Genomic DNA, 18,943 nt, shown 5'->3' with positions numbered 1-18,943 from the left:
AAACCCCGCGACATTCAAGCCGGCAGCAACGCTGCCTCGGTCAAAATCCGCTTTGGTAGAACCGTCTCTGCGGCCTCGGCCTGAGCGAACCGGATTTGACCAGGATCGAGCGGATCTCGGCTGTCTGCTCCTCTGCCGGACGATCGAAGATCTCCGGCGGAATAATGACGCCGCGCTCGGCTGCACTTTGAATGACGGCCCGGCGGAAGGCGCCTTCGCGCGCAATGAAGCTGCGGAAGGTGTGCTCGTCCAGCGTCAGCAGCGTGCAATCCGTCACCGCCGTCACCTGGATCGGCCGTCGGCGCTTGGCCAGAACGGCGAACTGACCGAACAAGTCCCCCTCCGTCAGCCGGAGCTTCACGCCGTCGGTGACGACATTCACCGTGCCAGCAGCGATGAACCAAACCTCGCGGGCCGAGCTCTCCTTCCTCAGGATATGCTGACCGGGCGCGGCATAGACGATGCGGATCTTCTTGCGCAGCAGCTTGCGTTCCCTGTCGGTGAAGTCCGAAAAGGCAGCAAAGCCCTCGACAGCAACGCGCTTCTGCTGCTTCAGGTCGAGAACCGGCCTACCCCTCAGTTGCGCCCGTCGCTTGTCGATATCCGCGCCAAGCGTCGCGCGGAGTTCGGGGCCGATCAGCCCGTCTTCCACCAGCGCCTCGTATTCGCCCTCCTCCAGCTGCAGCGTGGTGCGCCGGATCAGCCGCCGCTCCAGTTCCTCGGCATAGCCGGGAAATTGCAGCCTGAGGGTTTCGAGTTCCTGGCGCGCCTCCTCGAGGCGGCGGTTGAGCAGTTCGTGCAGGAGTTCTGCGACGCGCCGGCCATGGATGCGACGGATGCGTTCGTCAATGAACAGCTCCAGACGCGGCAGCACCATGCTGTAGGACACGAGAACATCGAACCGGTCTTCCAGAAGACTGGCGAGCGGCCTGGCAATGCCGAGATAATTGTGCAGCAGCGTCGCCACGCGGAAGCGCAGGTTCGTAGCGTAGACCCGGCGCGATGCCGCCCGGTATCCGGCGCGCCCGCTGGTTCGCGTCGCCTCGATGATCATGTCGGCGCCGATGACCAGACGCTCGGCAAGGTCGGCGGAGATGATCTGGTCGCGATAGCCGTCAAGGATCGAATCGCGCTCATGGGCGGCCAGCGCGACAAGGCCGAGCGTGATCCGGTCGCGATCCTGAAGCTGTTCGGTCGCGTCGGTCTCCTCCACGGCGGCATCGACGCGCTCGGCAAAGCGCTTGGCCTCGTCGCGGACGATCTCACGGGTCAGGCCGAGATCGCGCGCGGTCTCGGAAACCCGCTCGCGCACGCTCTGCAACGCGACCGCAATCACCTGGTTGCTGAGCGCGACATCGAGCGGGCTGAGCCTGTCGAGCTTGAGCTTGCGGATGATCCAGCGCAGCGTCGTGCCCTGCACGATCAGGGTAAACAGGGTGAATCCCGTGGCGATCAGGCCGACCTGATGCTTGATGTCCTGCGGCACGTAGCGGTTTTCGGTCACCGCCAGCGCCAGGGCCAGCGTGACCGCGCCGCGAAGCCCGCCCCAGAGGATCGCCACGCTGTAGGGCCGCTCCATCTTCGGCGAGAGCCTGAGAGAGGCAAGCACCGGCAACACGCCAAAGAGGATGAGCGCTCGGGCGACGAGTGCGGCAACCACCACGACCACGATCAGGAACAGGTCGTAGAGCACGAATTCCGATAGAAGCTTGGGAATGAGGATGGCGGCGAGAATGAAGATCAGCGAACCGGCCCAGTGGGCGATCAGGTCCCAGGTGTCACGCATCTGCAGGTTCAGCGCCGGGGTGAAGCGGGCGGTCATGTGCAGGTTGATGGTCAACCCGGCGGCAACCACGGCAATCACGCCGGAGGCGGAAAACTGTTCGGCCAGCAGGTATGTCAGCAGCGGCACGGCGACCGATACCGAGATCTGGCCACGCGGAAAATCCGGCATGCGGGCGATCACTTCGACCGCGAAACGCCCGGCAGCGACGCCGATCAGGCCGCCCACGCCGGCAATCCAGGGAAAGGTGACAAGCGCCGGCGCGATCTTCGGATTGGCGACATTGACGGTGACAAAGCCCAGGAAGAGCGAAAACAGCGCAATCGCAGCCGCATCGTTCAGCAGGCTTTCGCCTTCGACGATGCGCGCCAGCCTTTGGGGGGAAGGCGTGGCCTTGAAGATGGAAACAACGGCCGATGGATCGGTGGTGGAAACGATCGCGCCAACCAGAAGGCAGGCGGCGAGCGGCAGGCCTGCGACCGGATAAAGCGCGAAGCCCACGGCAAGCATGGCAACGAAAACCGCGAGCACGGCCAGAACCAGGATCGGAACCCAGTCATCCAGCATGCGTCTGATATCGATATTGAGCGCCACCTGAAACACAAGCAGCGGCAGGAAAACGTTGAGAAAGAAACTCGCCCGGATCGGAAGGTTCAGAATTCCAAGCGCCAACGGGTTCAGCGCATTGGTGAGGCTCGTTTGCCAGAAGAAGGTGGCGGTGATGCCGATGCCGATGCCCATCGCGGCAAGGATCACGGAAAACGGCAATCTGAGGCGCGCTGCGAGCGGTTCGCTCAGCCCGATGACGGCAAAAATACCTGCGGCAATTGCGACGAGGATCGCAAGCTCCACTCCACACTCTCCTTACCTGAACGCATGGCGCGACCGGGTCTCATCTCTTCTTTTGTCTGGCGCACTCGCCAAACCCTTGAAGATATTCAACTTAGCCGAAATCATGCGCCCAAGTCAGCAAGCGAGGGCAGTTTTATTTCACCTTTGACCGCGTTGTCCTCAGAACACCATCGTCGACAGGATTGCAACCGACCCCAAGGCAAACGCTATCAGAGCCCTGGCCCAGAACCGATATCGATTGACGGCCGATGTGGGCATGCTGCAGGCGGAGCACACGGGCGGGCCGAAGCGCAGATGGTGTCCGCAATATTGGCAGTAGAAAAGCCGCATCCTTCCGCGTCCTCCTGTGAGGCATCGACGTCAAGGCGATGGTGGTCCGCACACCGACCGGTATAAGGCACTTATTATCCAGGAGACCAAAAGACCGAAAATTGACGCGCCGCAACGACGCCAAACCAAAGTCAAAAGGCAATCCTATCGCATTATAGTGACAGAAATTTTACTTTTAGCAAGAAGAGTCGCTGCAGCGCAGCGTAGCAAGAACGTGGGCACGAGCCCAGATATTCCCGGCATGCCTCCATGCCGGGAAGCCTTCGCAAGCTCAGCCGTTGCGCACGGCGTGATGATATTTGCGGTAGATCTCGTCGAGATCGACCGTCGGCGTCGGCGTCTCGATCTGCATGTCGAGGAGGGTTTGGTGGATGATCTTGGCGGCCGCCAGATTGCGGAACCATTTCCGATTGGCCGGAAGCACATACCACGGCGCATGCTCGGTCGAGCATTTCGAGAGCATGTCCTCATAGGCCGCGATGTAATCGTCCCAGCGCTCCCGCTCGGAATAGTCCGAGCCGGAAATCTTCCACTGGCGCTCCTTGTCTTCGAGGCGCTTCTCGAAGCGGTCAAGCTGTTCGTCCTTGGAGATATAGAGGAAGAACTTGACGATGCTGACGCCGTTTTCGGAGAGGAACTCCTCGAAATGGTTGATTTGCCGGTAGCGTTTCGACCAGACGCGTTCGGGAACGAGATTGTGTACCCGCGCCACCAGAACGTCCTCGTAATGCGACCGGTTGAAGACAGCCACCTGGCCGAGCGCCGGCGTGCGCTGATGCACGCGCCAGAGGAAGTCATGAGCCTTCTCGGTTTCGGTCGGCTGTTTGAAACTTGCGACATAGGTGCCCTGCGGGTTCATCGCGCGGATCACATGCCAGCAGACACCGTCCTTGCCCGCCGCATCGATGCCTTGCAGCACGATCAGCAGCGCGTGCTTCTTCTCGGCGTAGAGCTTTTCCTGAAGCGGCGTAATCTCGTCGAGGACGGCGGAAAGCTCCGCCTTGCCTTCATCCTTGTCCTTGATATTGCCGTGAAAGGACGGATCGATATCGGCAAGCTTGACGGAGCTTGCGGGCTCGATCCTCAGTTTTTCGCGAAAATCCATCGGCAGACCTCCCTGACCTTGCCGGCGAAGACTAGCGGAACAACCGTTCATTGACCACATCGATCGACATGGCCCGCCGGGCGCTGCGGTTCTCAAGAACATGGTCGATCCCGACCCTCACCATTCCCATGATAAACAGCCAGGCAATCAGGTAGATCCAGACGAAGCCGATCAGCCTCCACGGAATTTCGGGTACGATGATGCCGAAACCGCACATCAGCACCGCGACAAGCTGCGTGGCGAAGATGGCGATCAACAGCGGCCTTGCCGGATAGGGCGGTTTTGTAAACCAGTTCTCCTTGCGGCTGACCAGCATCAGAAGATGACCGCCGGCGACCAGTTGCAGGAACATCATCGACTGCAGATGCGCCGGGTCGGTAAGGCCGAGTCCCGTCCAACGTCCGGGTTCCGATAGTACTTCCATGCCCATCAGCAACAGGCCGAAGGACTGGACGATCGAGGCGAATCCCAGGACCGCGGAGACCGACAGGAGATGCGGCATGCGCCATCTGATCGGCTGCTCGGACACGCTGGTATTGTCGTAAGCCACCGTCATGATCGGAATATCGTCCAGAAGCGACATCAAAACGATCATGATCGGCGTCAGCGGCTGGAAGCCGAGGAAGATGGTCGACAGCACCACAAGGAACATGATGTCCATGGTCAACGCAACGCGGTAGATCGTGTAGCTGGTGATCCGGCCGAAGATCCGGCGCGCCTCGTCGACGGCATTCTGGATCACCGAAAGGCCGGGCGCCGTCAGGATCAACGCCGCCGCCCCTCGCGCCGCATCCGTGGCGCCGGAAACGGCGATGCCGCAATCGGCCTGTTTGAGCGCCGGCGCATCGTTCACGCCATCGCCGGTCATCGCCACCAAATGGCCATTCTTCTGGAATGTCTTGACGATCGCGTATTTGTGCTCGGGAAACACCCGCGCGAAACCATCTGCCGAAAGGATCCGGGCGGCGATCGGACCGGGCACATTGTCGGGGTCCATGTCCTTGGGAAAGACTTCCGCAGCCGGCAGGATATTGGTGCCAAGACCAAGCTGGCGCGCCGTTTCCTTGGCGATCGCCGTATCGTCACCGGTGATCATCTTCACCGAGACGCCCTTGGCGCGGACATTCTCGATCGTCTGTTTGGAATCGTCACGCGGCGGATCGAACATCGGCAGGATGCCGAGCAGCGTCCAGCTTTCACCGCTATCATCGGAGCGGGCGACAGCAAGCGCGCGATAGCCCTTCGCGCCGAGCTCGGCGACATGGGCATCGACCTCATCGGCAACGGCCTTGTCCGCGTTGGCCAGGAGGGCGATCGCATGCGGCGCGCCCTTGGATGTCAGGAACACCTTGCCGTCCGACCCGGTGACGGTCGCCTCGGTGCGCTTCGACACCGGATCAAACGGCGTGAACTTGCCGATCGTGTACTGCTCGAGCACGGCCTTGTCTGCAAGCGCGCCGATCACCGCGCCGTCGATCGCGTCGCCGTCCTCGGCGCGCGAGGCGAGCGCGCCGGCGAGCACGATGTCCTCGGCCTTCGCCCCGCCAACCGGAATCGGGTCGCCAAGCGTCAGGATGTTCTTCGTCAACGTGCCGGTCTTGTCGGAGCAGAGAATATCGGCGCCCGCCATTTCATCGATGGATGACAGGCGCGAGACGATCGCCTTCTCCTTTGACAACGCCAGCGCGCCAAGCGCCATGGTGATGGAAAACACCGCCGGCATCGCCACGGGGATGGAGGCGACCAGCAGCACCAGCACGAATTGTAGGATGCCGAGCGCATCGGCAAGGCCCCAGTCATCCGCCTTGACGATGTCGACATAGACCTGCACGGCGACCATGATCAGGGCCAGCACGACCGCCACCACGATCAGGAAATTGCCGATCTGGAACATCGCCTTCTGCGCCTGGCTGACGGCGCCCGCGCCGGCAACAAGCTTGGCCGTACGGCCAAAGAAGGTCTCCGACCCCGTTTCGGTGACGACGGCCGCCATCTCACCCTGTTTCACCACGCTGCCCGAATAGGCGATATCGCCGACCTTCTTGTTGACGGGTAGGGATTCCCCCGTCAACGCCGCCTGGTCGATCGAGACGTAATCGCCCGAGACCAGACGGACATCGGCGGGCACGATGCCGCCGAGCCTTATCTTGATGATGTCCCCGGGCACCAGGGTCGCCGCGTCGATGACGGCGAACTTGCCTTCGCGCAGCGCCGTTGCCTGCGGGGCAAGCGAATTCTTCAGCGCGGCAAGCGCGCTTGTCGCCTTGCTGTCCTGGTAGAATTCCAACCCGGCATTGAAAATCAGAAGGCCGAAGATGATGAAGAAGTCGCCCCAGTCGCCAAGGATCAGCGACACCAGCGCGGCCGCCTCGATCATGAAGGCGATCGGGCCGACGAAGTGACCGGCGATGTTCTTGATCAGGCTGGTCTTTTCCTCAGGCAGCGCGTTGGGACCGTACTGCGCGAGGCGTTTTTCCGCCTCGGTCGCGCTCAGGCCCTTTTCGGGGTCGACGCCGAGCTTTTCCAGAACCGTATCGACCGGCATTGTCTCCAGGTCATTGGCCGCTGCATTCTCCGCCATCATCATTCTCCAAAATCATGGCGCATCGTGTCGGGCACCGCCGCCGCGATCCGCAAACTCACCCCGAAACCGGCTTTCGTATTGAGACGATACGAAATTGCCACCATAAGTGGAAGCAGAATGGGGCGGCTTTGGCAATACGGGAGTCGCAATTCACCCTCTGGCGGACACTATAGCGCAGACGTGAAGACAGGAATTTGAAGACGATCAACGCCGATGCAGGACCTGGCCACGGACATGCCAAAGCCCCGTTGCCGGGGCTTTTGGGATATTGCAGACCGTGAAGACCGTCAGCGCACCTGATCGAGCAGGCGCTTGCATTCCAGGAGGTCGTAGAGCACCTCCTGCAAAAGCGCATCATCCGAGCGCGCCAGGCCGGAGGCGGGATCAATGGCCCCCTCGTCGTCCTTCTTGCGGCGGAAGAACCCAGTCCCGCCGGCCTTCTTCGGACGGCCGACAACCTGGTCATCGTCGAAGATCGAGGGTTGGTCCTCGTTCTGCCTGGCCTCCGGCGGCACGGCCAGCGCCTCGACAAGTTCGGCATCGCCGCTGCCGATCGCTGTGACGAACCGGTTGCCGTTGCTCTTCAGCAGTTTCTGGACGCCCTTGATGGTGTAGCCGTGATCATAGAGGAGATGGCGGATGCCCTTCAGGAGCTCGATATCTTCCGGGCGATAATAGCGGCGTCCCCCGCCTCGCTTCATCGGCTTGACTTGGGTGAACCGCGTTTCCCAGAAGCGCAGCACATGCTGCGGCAGCTCCAGCTCTTCCGCGACTTCGGAAATGGTGCGAAATGCCTCGGGAGACTTGTCCATGGTTTTCGGCCGTCCTCGCCTGCCAGAGTGATCGAATCAGGATTGCATTTCAGCGCGATAACGGCGCCGGCGCAAGCCGCTCGCGGCAGACGGCGGAAAAGTGCGTCAGGAAGCCGACTTCTGCGCGGCCTTCTCGGCCTTGTGCTTGCGATTGAGATGCGCCTTCAGGATCTTCTGCTTCAGCACATTTGAGGCCTTGAACGTCATTACGCGGCGCGGCGAGATCGGAACCTCCTCGCCGGTTTTCGGATTGCGGCCGATCCGCTCGTTCTTGTCGCGCACCTGAAACGTTGCAAAGGACGAAAGCTTCACCGTCTCGCCCTTGACGATCGCATCACAGATTTCATCGATCACAGTCTCGACCAGCTCGGCCGATTCCGTGCGGGAAAGTCCCACCTTGCGGAACACCGACTCGGCCAGATCCGCACGCGTCACAGTTTTGCCAGGCATTGCCGCATCCCAATTTTCTTTAGTTCCCCTTGGCCACGACACTATTGCTGTGCGGCAAGGCGGTCAAGCATGTGAAAGGACTGATTTCGTTGCGCGAAGGGCATTACCAGCGCAAAAGCACCGCTCCCCAGGTAAATCCGCCGCCCATGGCCTCCAGCATCACCATGTCGCCGCGCTTGATCCGGCCATCGCCAGCCGCCGTCGCCAGGGCAAGCGGGATGGAGGCAGCCGAGGTATTGGCGTGCTGATCCACGGTCACGACGACCTTCTCCATCGGAATGCCGAGCTTCTTGGCGGAGCCTTCGATGATCCGCCGGTTGGCCTGGTGCGGCACCAGCCAGTCGAGCTGGCCGATGTCGATCTTCGCTTCCGCGAAGGCCGCCTCGATCACATCGGTGATCATGCCGACGGCATGCTTGAAGACCTCACGGCCCTCCATGCGCAGATGACCGATATCACCGGTGGTGGAAACGCCGCCGTCGACATAGAGCTTGCGGCAATGCGAGCCATCGGAGCGAAGGCTGGCGGCTATGATGCCGCGCGCGCCTGCCTCGTGTTCTTCCATGGCTTCCAGCACAAGCGCACCGGCGCCGTCGCCGAACAACACGCAGGTCGTCCTGTCGGTCCAGTCGAGAAGCCGCGAAAACGTCTCCGCGCCGATCACCAGAACCCGCCGTGCCCTGCCGGCGCGGATGAAATTGTCGGCGGTTGTCAGCGCGTAGACGAAACCGGAGCAGACCGCCTGCATGTCGAAGGCAAAGCCATGTTCCATGCCCAGCCGGTTCTGGATATTCACCGCCGTCGCCGGAAAGGTGTTGTCGGGCGTCGAGGTCGCCACCACGATCAAGTCGATATCCGCAGGCGTCAGGCCGGCATTATCGAGCGCCGCGCGCGCAGCCTGCTCGCCGAGCGAGGCCGTCGTCTCATCCGGACCGGCGATATAGCGCTGCCGGATGCCGGTGCGCTGCTGAATCCAGCTGTCAGACGTATCCACAAGCTGCTGCAGTTCGTCATTGGTGACCGCGCGCTTTGGCAACGCCGCACCGAAACCACAAACGACAGAACGCATCATTTCGTTATTCCTTGTTGGCAGGCATCGCGGCCGGCACGCCGGTCACGCACTGCCGCATCAGGCCGCTTCCGGCCCCATTGGTGACTCATTACGCGCGTGGTATTCGCTCAGATCATGCTGGATCTTGGCCTGAAGCCCGTTATGCACCATGTCGTAGGCCACTTCGATCGCCGAGGCATAGCCTTCGGCGTCGGTGCTGCCGTGACTCTTGATGACGATGCCGTTCAGGCCGAGGAAAACGCCGCCATTGACCTTCCGCGGATCGAGCTTCTCCCGCATCATCTGGAAGGCGCCGCGCGCAAACAGGTAGCCGATGCGCGACATCAAGGTGCGCGACATGGCAGAGCGAAGATACTGGGCAATCTGGCGCGCCGTGCCTTCGGCCGTCTTCAGGGCGATATTGCCGGTAAAGCCTTCGACTACGAAGACATCGACCGTGCCGCGGCCCAGATCGTCGCCCTCGACGAAGCCGGCATAATCGAGATTGTCGATATCGGCTTCACGCAGGAATTTCCCCGCTTCCTTGACTTGTTCGACGCCCTTGACCTCCTCGACGCCGACATTCAGCAGGCCGACGGTGGGCTTCTTCAACTCGAACAGCGCGCGCGCCATCGCCCCGCCCATCAGGGCGAAATCGAGAAGTTGCTTGGCATCCGCGCCGATCGTCGCTCCGATATCAAGAACGATGCTCTCGCCCTTCAGCGTCGGCCAGATGCCGGCAATTGCCGGTCGGTCGATATCGGGCATGGTCTTCAGACAGAACATCGCCATGGCCATCAGCGCGCCGGTATTGCCGGCTGAAACGGCAACGTCGGATTCATTTTCCTTCACGGCCTCGATCGCCCGCCACATGCTGGAGACATTGCGGCCGCGCCTGAGCGCCTGGCTCGGTTTTTCGTCCATGCCGACGGCGATCTCGCAATCGACGATGCGCGCCTGATCCTTGAGCTTGGGATAGGACGCAAGAAGCGGTTCGATGACGGATTGCTGGCCGTAGAGAATGTAGCTGATGTCGGGGTGCCGCGTCAGAGCCTGCGCGGCGCCTGCCACGGCAACTTCCGGTCCGACATCTCCCCCCATGGCATCAATGGAAATTCTAATCAAACGTTCGAGATCCCTGTTTGCACGCATCCGGAGAAGCCGGGCCAAAATACCGTTTTTGCTGCCGGAGACAACTGCCGCGACGGAAAAACAGCAATTAACATGCGTTTTGCCAGAAAGTCCTGCGCCGGCGGGCCGAAGGGCAATCCGGGCGGTGTTTCATCATCCCCGCTGCCGGCCTACCGGCTTCCTCCGCCCTTCCAGTCCTTCAGCGCGGCGAAAGGCGATTCCCGTTCCGCCTCCGCGCTTTCCTCCTCTTCATCCGTACCCGGCTCCGGCGGGAGTTCAGCACCGGGCTTTCGCGGGTAGGGATCGATGGCGAGGCCGATCGCCTCAATCACCACGGCGGCGATATCGATCTCGCTGCCGACAAAGGGCTCCGGATCGTCAGGCCCTTCCGGATCGACCAGCAATTCGCCCTCCTCGTTCAGCTTGCGCTTGAACTGCCGAGAATGTTCCGGAAGATAGGTGGCATCGACGGTCTCGGCGAGATCGGTCTCGATCGGTTCCAGCGTCACTACACAGGACTGCACGATACGGGCTTTGACATCGCCGCGCACGCGCACGCCCTCGCGCCGCCACGGCGTGATCCTGAGATCCCCCTCAAGGGCGGTGACGGCATCCACGTCCAGGAAATCGGCGAGGCGGTCAAGCTCTTGGCCCTTCGCCTCAAGGCGCATTTCGAACGGCACAGCCGCCGCGCGCGCAACCGGAAAGGGGCGCGAAAAGGGCAGCGGTTTCTCGTTCGCGTTCTTCTCAGACACGTCCAGTCTCCATGCTTTCGGGCACGAGGAAGCTCACCATCCCCGTTTCCACGACAATTTCATCGATCCGATCGAGGTGGTCGGCATTTTCCAGCATCCAGCGGGCAAGTTCCGCCATCTCGGCGTGATCGGCCTCGACGGTGTGAATATTCTGAGACAGCGCGATGGCGAGCTGCTCCAGGTCGCGATGCTGCAGGCAGCGCACATAGCGTTCCAGCCGGCCATAAAACATGCCGGCAAGCTTCTTCATCCGCTTGGGGACAGAATTGTCGCCAACGCCGAGTTCGCGAATCGAATAGTCAATATCCATGAAAAAGGCGTCGACGACCTCCTGGGCCATCTGCTTTCCGCTTTCCGATGATTTCGAGGTGCGTCTCAGGAAAAGGATCATCACCACCGAGAGCATCTCGAAACGCCCCATCACCGTATCGGGAACGCCGTAGTCCGTATAAAAACAGGGCTGGCGCGCAGTCGCCGTGATGACGCCATATTGGCGCTGCACGATCTGCCGATTACTGCGGTTCTTGCCGAAAATCCTCAGGATCATCCCACTCTCTTTACTTGTCTAAGGCGACTGATTGCAAAGCGTCCGCACAATTGCATCCGGGCAAAAGCTGGTTTATCCATTTGATTTGGAAAACGCGAGGCTTCGAGTTATTCCGGCGTCAGGTGGTCTGTGCCCCCAAACCGAACCATGGTCAATGGTAGTTTGAGCGCGGTTCGCTCGCAACCGGGAATCGCGGCCGGGCCCGCCTTCGTCAGAGGCGACGCCTGCGAAATGAAACAAAGATGGCCTGCCGGGACCCCCCGCTGGCCCCGAAAGACGTTTTGCCAGGGAGTGGACGCTTGAAGACGCGCCGACAATATTTCGATTTCAGCCCGGTTCGCCCGGCTGCCGCGGGTGCACTGGTTGCCGTCGCGCTTGTTTCCGCAAGTTGCTCGACTGCCGACGTCATCGGCACCAAGGACGTATTCTATCAGGGCTATGTCATCGACGACGAGCGGCTCCAACTGGTCAAGGAGGGCTCAAGTCGCGAGCAGGTCGTGCTCACGCTCGGCGAGCCTTCGACGACGGCGACCTTCGACAATGAGGTCTTCTTCTATATCTCGCAGCGAAAGGAACGCCGCTTCGAATTCCAGAAGCCGCGCCTCGTCGACCAGGAAATCCTGGCGGTCTATCTCAACGGCAATGGCCGCGTCGACCGGCTCGCGCGCTACACCATGCAGGACGGCCAGGTCGTCGACATGGTTTCCGATACCACGCCGACCGGCGGCAAGGACATCACCTTCATCCAGCAGATTCTGCAGGGCACCGGCAGCAGCGCCGCCCGCGACTTCTTCGCCACCAATGGCGGCGCGGTTCAGTAGGCGCGAACGAAAGCCACCAAACGCAAAGACCCCGCTTGTCACGCAAGCGGGGTCTTTCTTGTCATGCCCCGGCGGAGGCTTTCCGCCGGGATTTTCGGTGCGCCTCAGGCCAGAACAGCCAGGAGCAGCAGTGCGACGATGTTGGTGATCTTGATCGCCGGGTTGACCGCAGGGCCAGCCGTGTCCTTGTAGGGATCGCCGACCGTATCGCCGGTGACGGAGGCCTTGTGGGCGTCCGAGCCCTTTTCGTGGGTGGCGCCGTCGGCATCGACGAAACCATCCTCGAAGCTCTTCTTGGCGTTGTCCCACGCGCCGCCGCCCGAGGTCATCGAGATGGCGACGAACAGGCCGTTGACGATCACGCCGAGAAGCGAGGCGCCCAGCGCCGCAAAGGCAGACGCCTTGGAGCCGGACATCAGCCACACGCCGAAGAAGACGACGAGCGGAGCCAGCACCGGAAGCAGCGAGGGGATGATCATCTCGCGGATCGCGGCCTTGGTCAGCATGTCGACGGCGCGGCCGTAGTCCGGTTTCTCCGTCCCGCCCATGATACCGGGCTTTTCCTTGAACTGGCGGCGCACTTCGGCAACGACGGCGCTGGCCGCGCGGCCGACGGCCGTCATGGCGATGCCGCCGAAGAGATAGGGGATCAGCCCGCCGAAGATCAGGCCGGCCACCACATAAGGGTTCGACAGCGAGAACGAGATATCGCCCATGTTCGCGTAGAAGGGATAGGTATCCCCGTTCGCCGCGAAATAGGCAAGGTCGTTCGAATAGGCCGCGAACAGAACCAGCGCGCCGAGGCCGGCCGAACCGATGGCATAGCCCTTGGTGACAGCCTTGGTGGTGTTGCCGACGGCATCGAGCGCGTCGGTCGACTTGCGGACGTCGGGATCGAGGCCGGCCATTTCGGCAATGCCGCCCGCATTGTCGGTGACCGGTCCGAAGGCGTCGAGCGCCACGATCATCCCTGCTATGCCGAGCATGGCGGTGACCGCGATGCCCGTGCCGAACAGGCCGGCAAGCTGGTAGGTCGAGATGATGCCGCCGCAGATGACGATTGCCGGAAGCGCGGTCGCCTCAAGCGAGACGGCCAGGCCCTGGATCACATTGGTGCCGTGGCCGGAAACCGAAGCCTGCGCGATCGAGACCACCGGACGCTTGCCTGTACCGGTGTAATACTCGGTGATGACGACGATCAGCGCCGTGACGATCAGGCCGATGATGCCGCAGATGAACAGGGCCCAGCCAGTGATGTTGCGTCCGGCAACCTCGCCGAGCGAACCGAAGCCAACGGTGAGCCAGGTGGCAATCCCGAGGCCGACGATCGACAGCAGGCCGGTGACAATCAGGCCGCGATAGAGCGCGCCCATGATCGAGCCGTTGGTGCCGAGCTTGACGAAGAAGGTGCCGACGATCGAGGTCAGGATGCAGACCCCGCAGATGGCGAGCGGCAGCAGCATGACATCGCCGAGAATGGCGGTTCCGCCGAAGAAGATGGCGCCGAGCACCATGGTGGCGACAACAGAGACCGCATAGGTCTCGAAGAGGTCGGCCGCCATGCCCGCGCAGTCGCCGACATTGTCGCCGACATTATCGGCGATCGTTGCCGGGTTGCGCGGATCGTCTTCCGGGATACCCGCTTCCACCTTGCCGACGAGGTCGCCGCCGACATCCGCACCCTTGGTGAAGATGCCGCCGCCGAGACGGGCAAAGACCGAGATCAGCGAAGCGCCGAAGCCGAGCGCGACCAGCGCATCGATAACATGGCGGTCATCCGGCGCATGGCCGAGAACGACGGTGAGGATGTAGTAGTAGACGGAGACGCCAAGAAGGGCGAGGCCGGCAACCAGCATGCCGGTGATCGCGCCGGACTTGAACGCGATGTCGAGCCCGGCCGGCAGGCTGTAGGATGCAGCCTGCGCCGTGCGGACATTGGCGCGCACGGAGACATGCATGCCGATGAATCCGGCGGCCCCCGAAAGCACAGCCCCGATGACGAAGCCGATGGCGGCGGTCAAGGACAGCAGCAGCCAGGCCAGCACGAAGACGACGACGCCAACGATTGCGATAGTCGTATACTGGCGCGTCAGATAGGCCTGCGCCCCCTCCCGGATAAAGCCCGCGATTTCCTTCATGCGCGGGGTTCCCTGATCGGCGACCATCACCGAGCGCGTCGCCCAAAGGGCGTACACGATCGACAACAAGCCGCAGACAATCACGGCAAGCAATATCATCATTTCTCGCTTTCCTTCCCTCAACGGCATGAACCGGAACAGGCCTTGGCCGCCCTGCCCTGCCGAAATTGTTCACCGGCCGCCCCTCGCCGCCACCGTGAACAACCGTCACGACAGCGCCAGAAACTGCACCGTTCTAACCGCAAAACGCCTCTTTCCCCTCCACGCCCTGCGGGCAGACACGAGAGTGCTGTGGACCAGGCGAGGCGTCAAGTGCTTCGTTCTGACAATAGGAGAGCGGAATGCGGCCAAGCTTTGCGCTATCGCAAAGGCGAGACAGAAAACGAAACGATTTAACCGGGTATCCGCTCCCGCCGCCAGCCGGACGCCCGCTCTTTCGCCGCCCCTTCTGAAGCCGTCCCGCAGGACAAAAAGAAAAAAGTCCATTGCGCTTTTAATTTAATGGTATTAATTTAATCCTATTAAATTATTAACGGAGAACCTGACCATGGCGCGGCCACGCAAGGAGCAGCAAATCGAGATCGAAAAGGCAGCCATCGCAGCAACAATCGACCTCCTGGCGACATCCGCGGCTGAAGACATCTCGCTTGCCCGGATCGCAAAGGAGATCGGCTGTAGCGCTCCAGCGCTCTACACCCATTTTGCGAGCAAGAACGCGCTGTTGAAGGCAGTGCATGATGCCGGATTCGTCAAGATGCTCGACCAGAAGCTTGCGACGGCGGCGCGCCACCGCACGGACCCGATCGCCCGGCTGTGGGAGGGCGGCCTGGCCTATCTTCAATTCGCCTTCGAAAACCCGAATCTCTATCGCCTGATGTTCGACCCGCCGCCGGAAGCCGGCCTTTCCGGCAGTCCTTTTGAGCGCGATGCCGGGGCGCGCTGCCTCGGCGTTCTTGTCCAGGCCGTCAGGACCTGCCAGGCGGCCGGTTACCTGCCGGCGGCCGAAGCCGGAAAGACAGCCTTTCTGCTCTGGTCGACGGTTCACGGCGCGGCAATGCTCACCCTTCTCGACCGCGCCCCGGTACAACCCGGCGAAGACCCCCGTGACGCCGCGATCTCCGCCGTCGACACATTGATGCGTTTCCTGATCTCGACCGGTTCGCAAACGGATCCGGCCGCCAAAGCCTAGGAGGAAGTCCCATGTTCATGCGTGTCCTGAAATATTCGGCGACGGGCCTTGCCCTTCTCGTCGTCGCGCTCATCGGCTGGATCGGCATCTCACATGTCATGACCGGGCGCGAGATCGCCGGCCATGCACGCAGCGTGCGGATGATTGCCGCCAAAACCGGATATCCGCGCCCCTCCGATGCCGAGATGCAGGCCCTGCCCGCTCCGGTCCGACGCTATTTCGATTTCGCCATCAGGGACGTGGATGCGGATATCTCCGTTGTTTCGGTCAGGGAGGAAGGCCTGTTCCGGCGGCCGCTGACGGAAGGTTTCGCTCCAACGCGTGCGGAACAGACGATCGCGCTTTCAAGCCCGGCCCTGTTGTTTACCGCTACGACGCCGATTGCCTACGGCATCGATGCGCGGGTCTATGATTTCTTTGCCGATGGCGAGATGGAGATGCGCGCGAAACTCGCCTCGACGCTGACCGTCGTCGACGAAAAGGCGTCACCGGACCTGAACCGGATCTCGCTCAGGCGCTGGCTTTTGGAAAGTCCGCTCTTTCCCGTCGCCCTGTTGCCCGGCGGGCCGGTGCGCTGGGACCCCGTCGACGAGCACAGCGCGCTCGCAACAGTCACAGGCTTCGGTCTTGAGGCCAGCATGGTCGCCACCTTCCGCGAGGATGGCAGCCTGGCGAGTTTCGACGCCACGGAGGAAGGCGACCTGACGACGCCCTATCATGGTTCCGGCGAACACTCCGAGCGCGACGATTATCGGCCGGTGGCAGGCATGATGATCCCCCATTCCTTCGTCATCGCTCGGGTCGGCGAAGGGCGAACCGAACCATTCTGGAAGGGCCGGGTGACGGGGATCGATTTCGAATGACGTTTTAGGAGAAAGGCCTGGCTCTGACGCATCGGCCCGAGAATCGGAGTCGATGCGTATATTCAAAAGGTTGGAGCGTTCTTTGTGCGTCCGAATGGTCGCACGGCGCCCCCAGCCGCTCAGGCCTTTTTCTCGCCCCGTTCGCGCCGTGCGATCCGGTCCAGAACGGCGTTGACGAGCTTACCTTCATCGCCCTCGAAGAAGGCGGTGGCGATCTCGACATATTCGGTGACGATCACGGCTGTCGGGACATCGGGTTTTTTCGTGATCTCGAAAACGCCGGCGCGCAGAATGGCGCGCAGCGTCGAATCAAGCCGTGCCAACGTCCAGCCTTCGGAAATCGCATCCGAAATCTTCGGATCGAGCATCTTCTGGTCCTTGACGACGCCGGTGACGATCGCGCGGAACCAGGCGGGGTCGGCCTTCAGGTAGACGTCGCCGTCGATTTCCTTGCCCAGACGATAGACCTCGTATTCGGCGAGCACATCGGCAAGCGCCGTGCCGGCGAGATCCATCTGGTAGAGCGCCTGAACGGCGGCAAGGCGGGCGGCGCCACGCTGGTTTGCGGTCTTTTCGGTCGTCATGGGTCTCCTCGCATTCCGAAGAGATGCGGTCAGTCTTTCAAAGCGGCGCTGTTGCCCGCTCATCGTTACGAGCGGCTAAACCACGCCTGCCGGTTAGTTGCAAGTGTTTTGCTGTTTCCCTGCGCTCGCGGAGGCAGAATCGCGCCCGCTCAGATCTCGCTGGTCTCGTTGTCGCGGGCGAGCTTGGCCGAGAACTCGGCGATGATCTCCTCGAAATCCTCGGTGGTCGAGAAGTCGCGATAGACCGAGGCGAAGCGCACGAAGGCGACGTCATCAAGGTTCTTCAGTGCCTCGAGAACCAGAAGCCCGATCTCCTCGGACTGGATCTCGGGTTCGCCCGCACTCTCCAGCCGGCGGACAATGCCGGAGACGGCGCGTTCGATGCGCTCGCGCTCGACCGGGCGTTTTCTCAGCGCAATCTCGAAGGAACGCACCAGCTTGTCGCGGTCGAACGGCACCTTGCGGCCGTTCTTCTTGACGACGACAAGCTCGCGCAGCTGCACGCGCTCGAAGGTGGTGAACCGCCCGCCGCAATCGGGACAGACGCGCCTGCGGCGGATGGACGTGTTGTCCTCCGCCGGGCGCGAATCCTTGACCTGTGTATCAGGCGAATTGCAGAACGGGCAGCGCATCAGCCCATGTAACCATACATCGGGAAGCGCTCGGTGAGCGCGACGACCTTTTCGCGCACGGCCTTCTCGACTGCCGCATTGCCTTCGTCCGAATTGGCTTCCTTGAGACCGTCGAGCACCTCAACGATCAGCGAACCGATCTCGGCGAACTCGGCCTCGGTGAAGCCACGCGTCGTGCCGGCCGGGGCGCCGAGACGCACGCCAGAGGTGACGAAGGGTTTTTCCGGATCGAACGGAATGCCGTTCTTGTTGCAGGTGATGTAGGCGCGGCCAAGCGCTGCCTCTGCGCGTTTGCCTGTGGCGTTCTTCGGGCGCAGGTCAACCAGCATGGAGTGGTTATCGGTCCCGCCGGAAACAACGTCCAGGCCGCCTTCCATCAGCGAGGCGGCAAGCGCGCGGGAATTCTTGACCACCTGCTCGGCATAGGCCTTGAATTCCGGCTGCAGCGCTTCGCCGAAGGCCACGGCCTTGGCTGCGATTACATGCATCAGCGGTCCGCCCTGAAGGCCCGGGAAAACGGCGGAATTGATCTTCTTGGCGATATCCGGATCATTGGTCAGCACCATGCCGCCGCGCGGACCGCGCAGCGACTTGTGCGTCGTCGTCGTGACAACATGCGCATGCGGGCACGGCGAGGGATGCACGCCGCCGGCAACCAGCCCCGCGATATGGGCCATGTCGACCATCAGATAGGCGCCGACCGAATCGGCGATCTCGCGGAAGCGCTTCCAGTCCCAGATGCGCGAATAGGCCGTGCCGCCGGCAATGATCAGCTTCGGGCGATGTTCCTCGGCCTTCTTGGCGACCTCGTCCATGTCGATGAGATTGTCTTCGCGGGACACGCCGTAGGAAACGACGTCGAACCACTTGCCGGACATGTTGACGGGCGAACCATGGGTCAGGTGACCGCCGGAATTGAGGTCGAGGCCCATGAAGGTATCGCCCGGCTGAAGCAGCGCGAGGAAAACGGCCTGGTTCATCTGCGAACCGGAATTCGGCTGCACATTGGCGAACTCGACGCCGAACAGCTTCTTGGCGCGCTCGATCGCCAGTTCCTCGGCGATGTCGACGAACTGGCAGCCGCCATAATAGCGCTTGCCCGGATAGCCCTCGGCATATTTGTTGGTCATGATCGAGCCCTGCGCCTCGAGAACGGCGCGCGAGACGATGTTTTCCGAGGCGATCAGCTCGATTTCGTGACGCTGGCGACCGAGTTCCTTGCCGATCGCGTCGAAGATTTCCGGATCGGTGTCGGCGAGTGTGCGGTTGAAGAAGTTCTCGGTAAACACAGTCTGGCTTGTCATCGCGTGTTCCTC

The 18,943-nt window shown here is 61.8% G+C and carries 16 protein-coding genes; 3 read left to right on the top strand and 13 right to left on the bottom strand.

Features of this window, described 5'->3' with window-relative positions:
• Nucleotides 1-40 precede the first annotated feature (40 nt).
• From GGR30_RS23665 to GGR30_RS10335, 9 genes are all read right to left on the bottom strand, one after another.
• Nucleotides 41-2,635, bottom strand: a complete 2,595-nt coding sequence (locus GGR30_RS23665; RefSeq protein WP_183485944.1) for a cation:proton antiporter — start codon at nucleotides 2,633-2,635, stop codon at nucleotides 41-43.
• 601 nt (nucleotides 2,636-3,236) lie between these two features.
• Nucleotides 3,237-4,070, bottom strand: a complete 834-nt coding sequence (locus GGR30_RS10370; RefSeq protein WP_183485941.1) for a polyphosphate kinase 2 family protein — start codon at nucleotides 4,068-4,070, stop codon at nucleotides 3,237-3,239.
• Between the two features lie 31 nt (nucleotides 4,071-4,101).
• Nucleotides 4,102-6,651, bottom strand: coding sequence for a plasma-membrane proton-efflux P-type ATPase (locus GGR30_RS10365; RefSeq protein ID WP_183485938.1), 2,550 nt, complete (start codon nucleotides 6,649-6,651; stop codon nucleotides 4,102-4,104).
• Between the two features lie 290 nt (nucleotides 6,652-6,941).
• Nucleotides 6,942-7,466, bottom strand: coding sequence for a MerR family transcriptional regulator (locus GGR30_RS10360; protein WP_183485935.1), 525 nt, complete (start codon nucleotides 7,464-7,466; stop codon nucleotides 6,942-6,944).
• 105 nt (nucleotides 7,467-7,571) lie between these two features.
• The gene (locus GGR30_RS10355; RefSeq protein ID WP_024709611.1) at nucleotides 7,572-7,916 is read right to left on the bottom strand and encodes an integration host factor subunit alpha; all 345 of its coding nucleotides are present in this window, start codon (nucleotides 7,914-7,916) and stop codon (nucleotides 7,572-7,574) included.
• 103 nt (nucleotides 7,917-8,019) lie between these two features.
• Nucleotides 8,020-8,988, bottom strand: a complete 969-nt coding sequence (locus GGR30_RS10350; RefSeq protein WP_183485932.1) for a beta-ketoacyl-ACP synthase III — start codon at nucleotides 8,986-8,988, stop codon at nucleotides 8,020-8,022.
• A 57-nt stretch (nucleotides 8,989-9,045) separates the two neighbouring features.
• Nucleotides 9,046-10,092, bottom strand: coding sequence for a phosphate acyltransferase PlsX (plsX, locus tag GGR30_RS10345; protein WP_183485929.1), 1,047 nt, complete (start codon nucleotides 10,090-10,092; stop codon nucleotides 9,046-9,048).
• 176 nt (nucleotides 10,093-10,268) lie between these two features.
• Nucleotides 10,269-10,853, bottom strand: coding sequence for a YceD family protein (locus GGR30_RS10340; RefSeq protein ID WP_343066489.1), 585 nt, complete (start codon nucleotides 10,851-10,853; stop codon nucleotides 10,269-10,271).
• Nucleotides 10,846-11,400, bottom strand: coding sequence for a ubiquinol-cytochrome C chaperone family protein (locus tag GGR30_RS10335; RefSeq protein WP_183485926.1), 555 nt, complete (start codon nucleotides 11,398-11,400; stop codon nucleotides 10,846-10,848). The genes GGR30_RS10340 and GGR30_RS10335 overlap by 8 nt, the downstream gene beginning before the upstream one ends.
• A gap of 299 nt (nucleotides 11,401-11,699) precedes the next feature.
• Between GGR30_RS10335 and GGR30_RS10330 the strand changes: the two genes are divergently transcribed.
• The gene (locus tag GGR30_RS10330) at nucleotides 11,700-12,221 is read left to right on the top strand and encodes an outer membrane protein assembly factor BamE (protein ID WP_425488349.1); all 522 of its coding nucleotides are present in this window, start codon (nucleotides 11,700-11,702) and stop codon (nucleotides 12,219-12,221) included.
• A 104-nt stretch (nucleotides 12,222-12,325) separates the two neighbouring features.
• Here GGR30_RS10330 and GGR30_RS10325 read toward each other — a convergent pair whose 3' ends face one another.
• Nucleotides 12,326-14,461, bottom strand: coding sequence for a sodium-translocating pyrophosphatase (locus GGR30_RS10325; protein ID WP_183485921.1), 2,136 nt, complete (start codon nucleotides 14,459-14,461; stop codon nucleotides 12,326-12,328).
• A gap of 445 nt (nucleotides 14,462-14,906) precedes the next feature.
• Between GGR30_RS10325 and GGR30_RS10320 the strand changes: the two genes are divergently transcribed.
• Entirely contained in the window at nucleotides 14,907-15,548 is a 642-nt protein-coding gene (locus GGR30_RS10320; RefSeq protein ID WP_183485919.1) for a TetR/AcrR family transcriptional regulator, read from the top strand.
• Between the two features lie 11 nt (nucleotides 15,549-15,559).
• Nucleotides 15,560-16,411, top strand: coding sequence for a DUF6920 family protein (locus tag GGR30_RS10315; protein WP_210288003.1), 852 nt, complete (start codon nucleotides 15,560-15,562; stop codon nucleotides 16,409-16,411).
• A gap of 119 nt (nucleotides 16,412-16,530) precedes the next feature.
• On the opposite strand, the gene nusB is transcribed toward GGR30_RS10315, so the two are convergent.
• The 3 genes from nusB to glyA form a co-directional block, all read right to left on the bottom strand.
• The gene (gene nusB, locus GGR30_RS10310; RefSeq protein WP_183485914.1) at nucleotides 16,531-16,995 is read right to left on the bottom strand and encodes a transcription antitermination factor NusB; all 465 of its coding nucleotides are present in this window, start codon (nucleotides 16,993-16,995) and stop codon (nucleotides 16,531-16,533) included.
• Nucleotides 16,996-17,144: 149 nt separating this feature from the next.
• Nucleotides 17,145-17,627, bottom strand: coding sequence for a transcriptional regulator NrdR (nrdR, locus tag GGR30_RS10305; RefSeq protein ID WP_138748249.1), 483 nt, complete (start codon nucleotides 17,625-17,627; stop codon nucleotides 17,145-17,147).
• A complete protein-coding gene (gene glyA, locus GGR30_RS10300; RefSeq protein WP_183485911.1) occupies nucleotides 17,627-18,931 on the bottom strand; it encodes a serine hydroxymethyltransferase in 1,305 nt (434 codons plus the stop codon). The genes nrdR and glyA overlap by 1 nt, the downstream gene beginning before the upstream one ends.
• Nucleotides 18,932-18,943 lie beyond the last annotated feature (12 nt).

The organism is Martelella radicis (assembly GCF_014196625.1).
GTDB lineage: Bacteria > Pseudomonadota > Alphaproteobacteria > Rhizobiales > Rhizobiaceae > Martelella > Martelella radicis.
The sequence above is the reverse complement of the archived record's forward strand: the minus strand, read 5'-3'. Positions and strand labels throughout refer to the sequence as shown.

Bases quoted from the DNA above. Each gene is read 5' to 3' on its own strand.
- GGR30_RS10360 (WP_183485935.1), bottom strand. From the start codon at position 7,466: ATGGACAAGTCTCCCGAGGCATTTCGCACCATTTCCGAAGTCGCGGAA.
- GGR30_RS10315 (WP_210288003.1), top strand. From the start codon at position 15,560: ATGTTCATGCGTGTCCTGAAATATTCGGCGACGGGCCTTGCCCTTCTC.
- nrdR (WP_138748249.1), bottom strand. From the start codon at position 17,627: ATGCGCTGCCCGTTCTGCAATTCGCCTGATACACAGGTCAAGGATTCG.
- nusB (WP_183485914.1), bottom strand. From the start codon at position 16,995: ATGACGACCGAAAAGACCGCAAACCAGCGTGGCGCCGCCCGCCTTGCC.
- GGR30_RS10355 (WP_024709611.1), bottom strand. From the start codon at position 7,916: ATGCCTGGCAAAACTGTGACGCGTGCGGATCTGGCCGAGTCGGTGTTC.
- GGR30_RS10335 (WP_183485926.1), bottom strand. From the start codon at position 11,400: ATGATCCTGAGGATTTTCGGCAAGAACCGCAGTAATCGGCAGATCGTG.
- GGR30_RS10320 (WP_183485919.1), top strand. From the start codon at position 14,907: ATGGCGCGGCCACGCAAGGAGCAGCAAATCGAGATCGAAAAGGCAGCC.
- GGR30_RS10370 (WP_183485941.1), bottom strand. From the start codon at position 4,070: ATGGATTTTCGCGAAAAACTGAGGATCGAGCCCGCAAGCTCCGTCAAG.
- GGR30_RS10350 (WP_183485932.1), bottom strand. From the start codon at position 8,988: ATGATGCGTTCTGTCGTTTGTGGTTTCGGTGCGGCGTTGCCAAAGCGC.
- GGR30_RS10365 (WP_183485938.1), bottom strand. From the start codon at position 6,651: ATGGCGGAGAATGCAGCGGCCAATGACCTGGAGACAATGCCGGTCGAT.
- glyA (WP_183485911.1), bottom strand. From the start codon at position 18,931: ATGACAAGCCAGACTGTGTTTACCGAGAACTTCTTCAACCGCACACTC.
- GGR30_RS10325 (WP_183485921.1), bottom strand. From the start codon at position 14,461: ATGATGATATTGCTTGCCGTGATTGTCTGCGGCTTGTTGTCGATCGTG.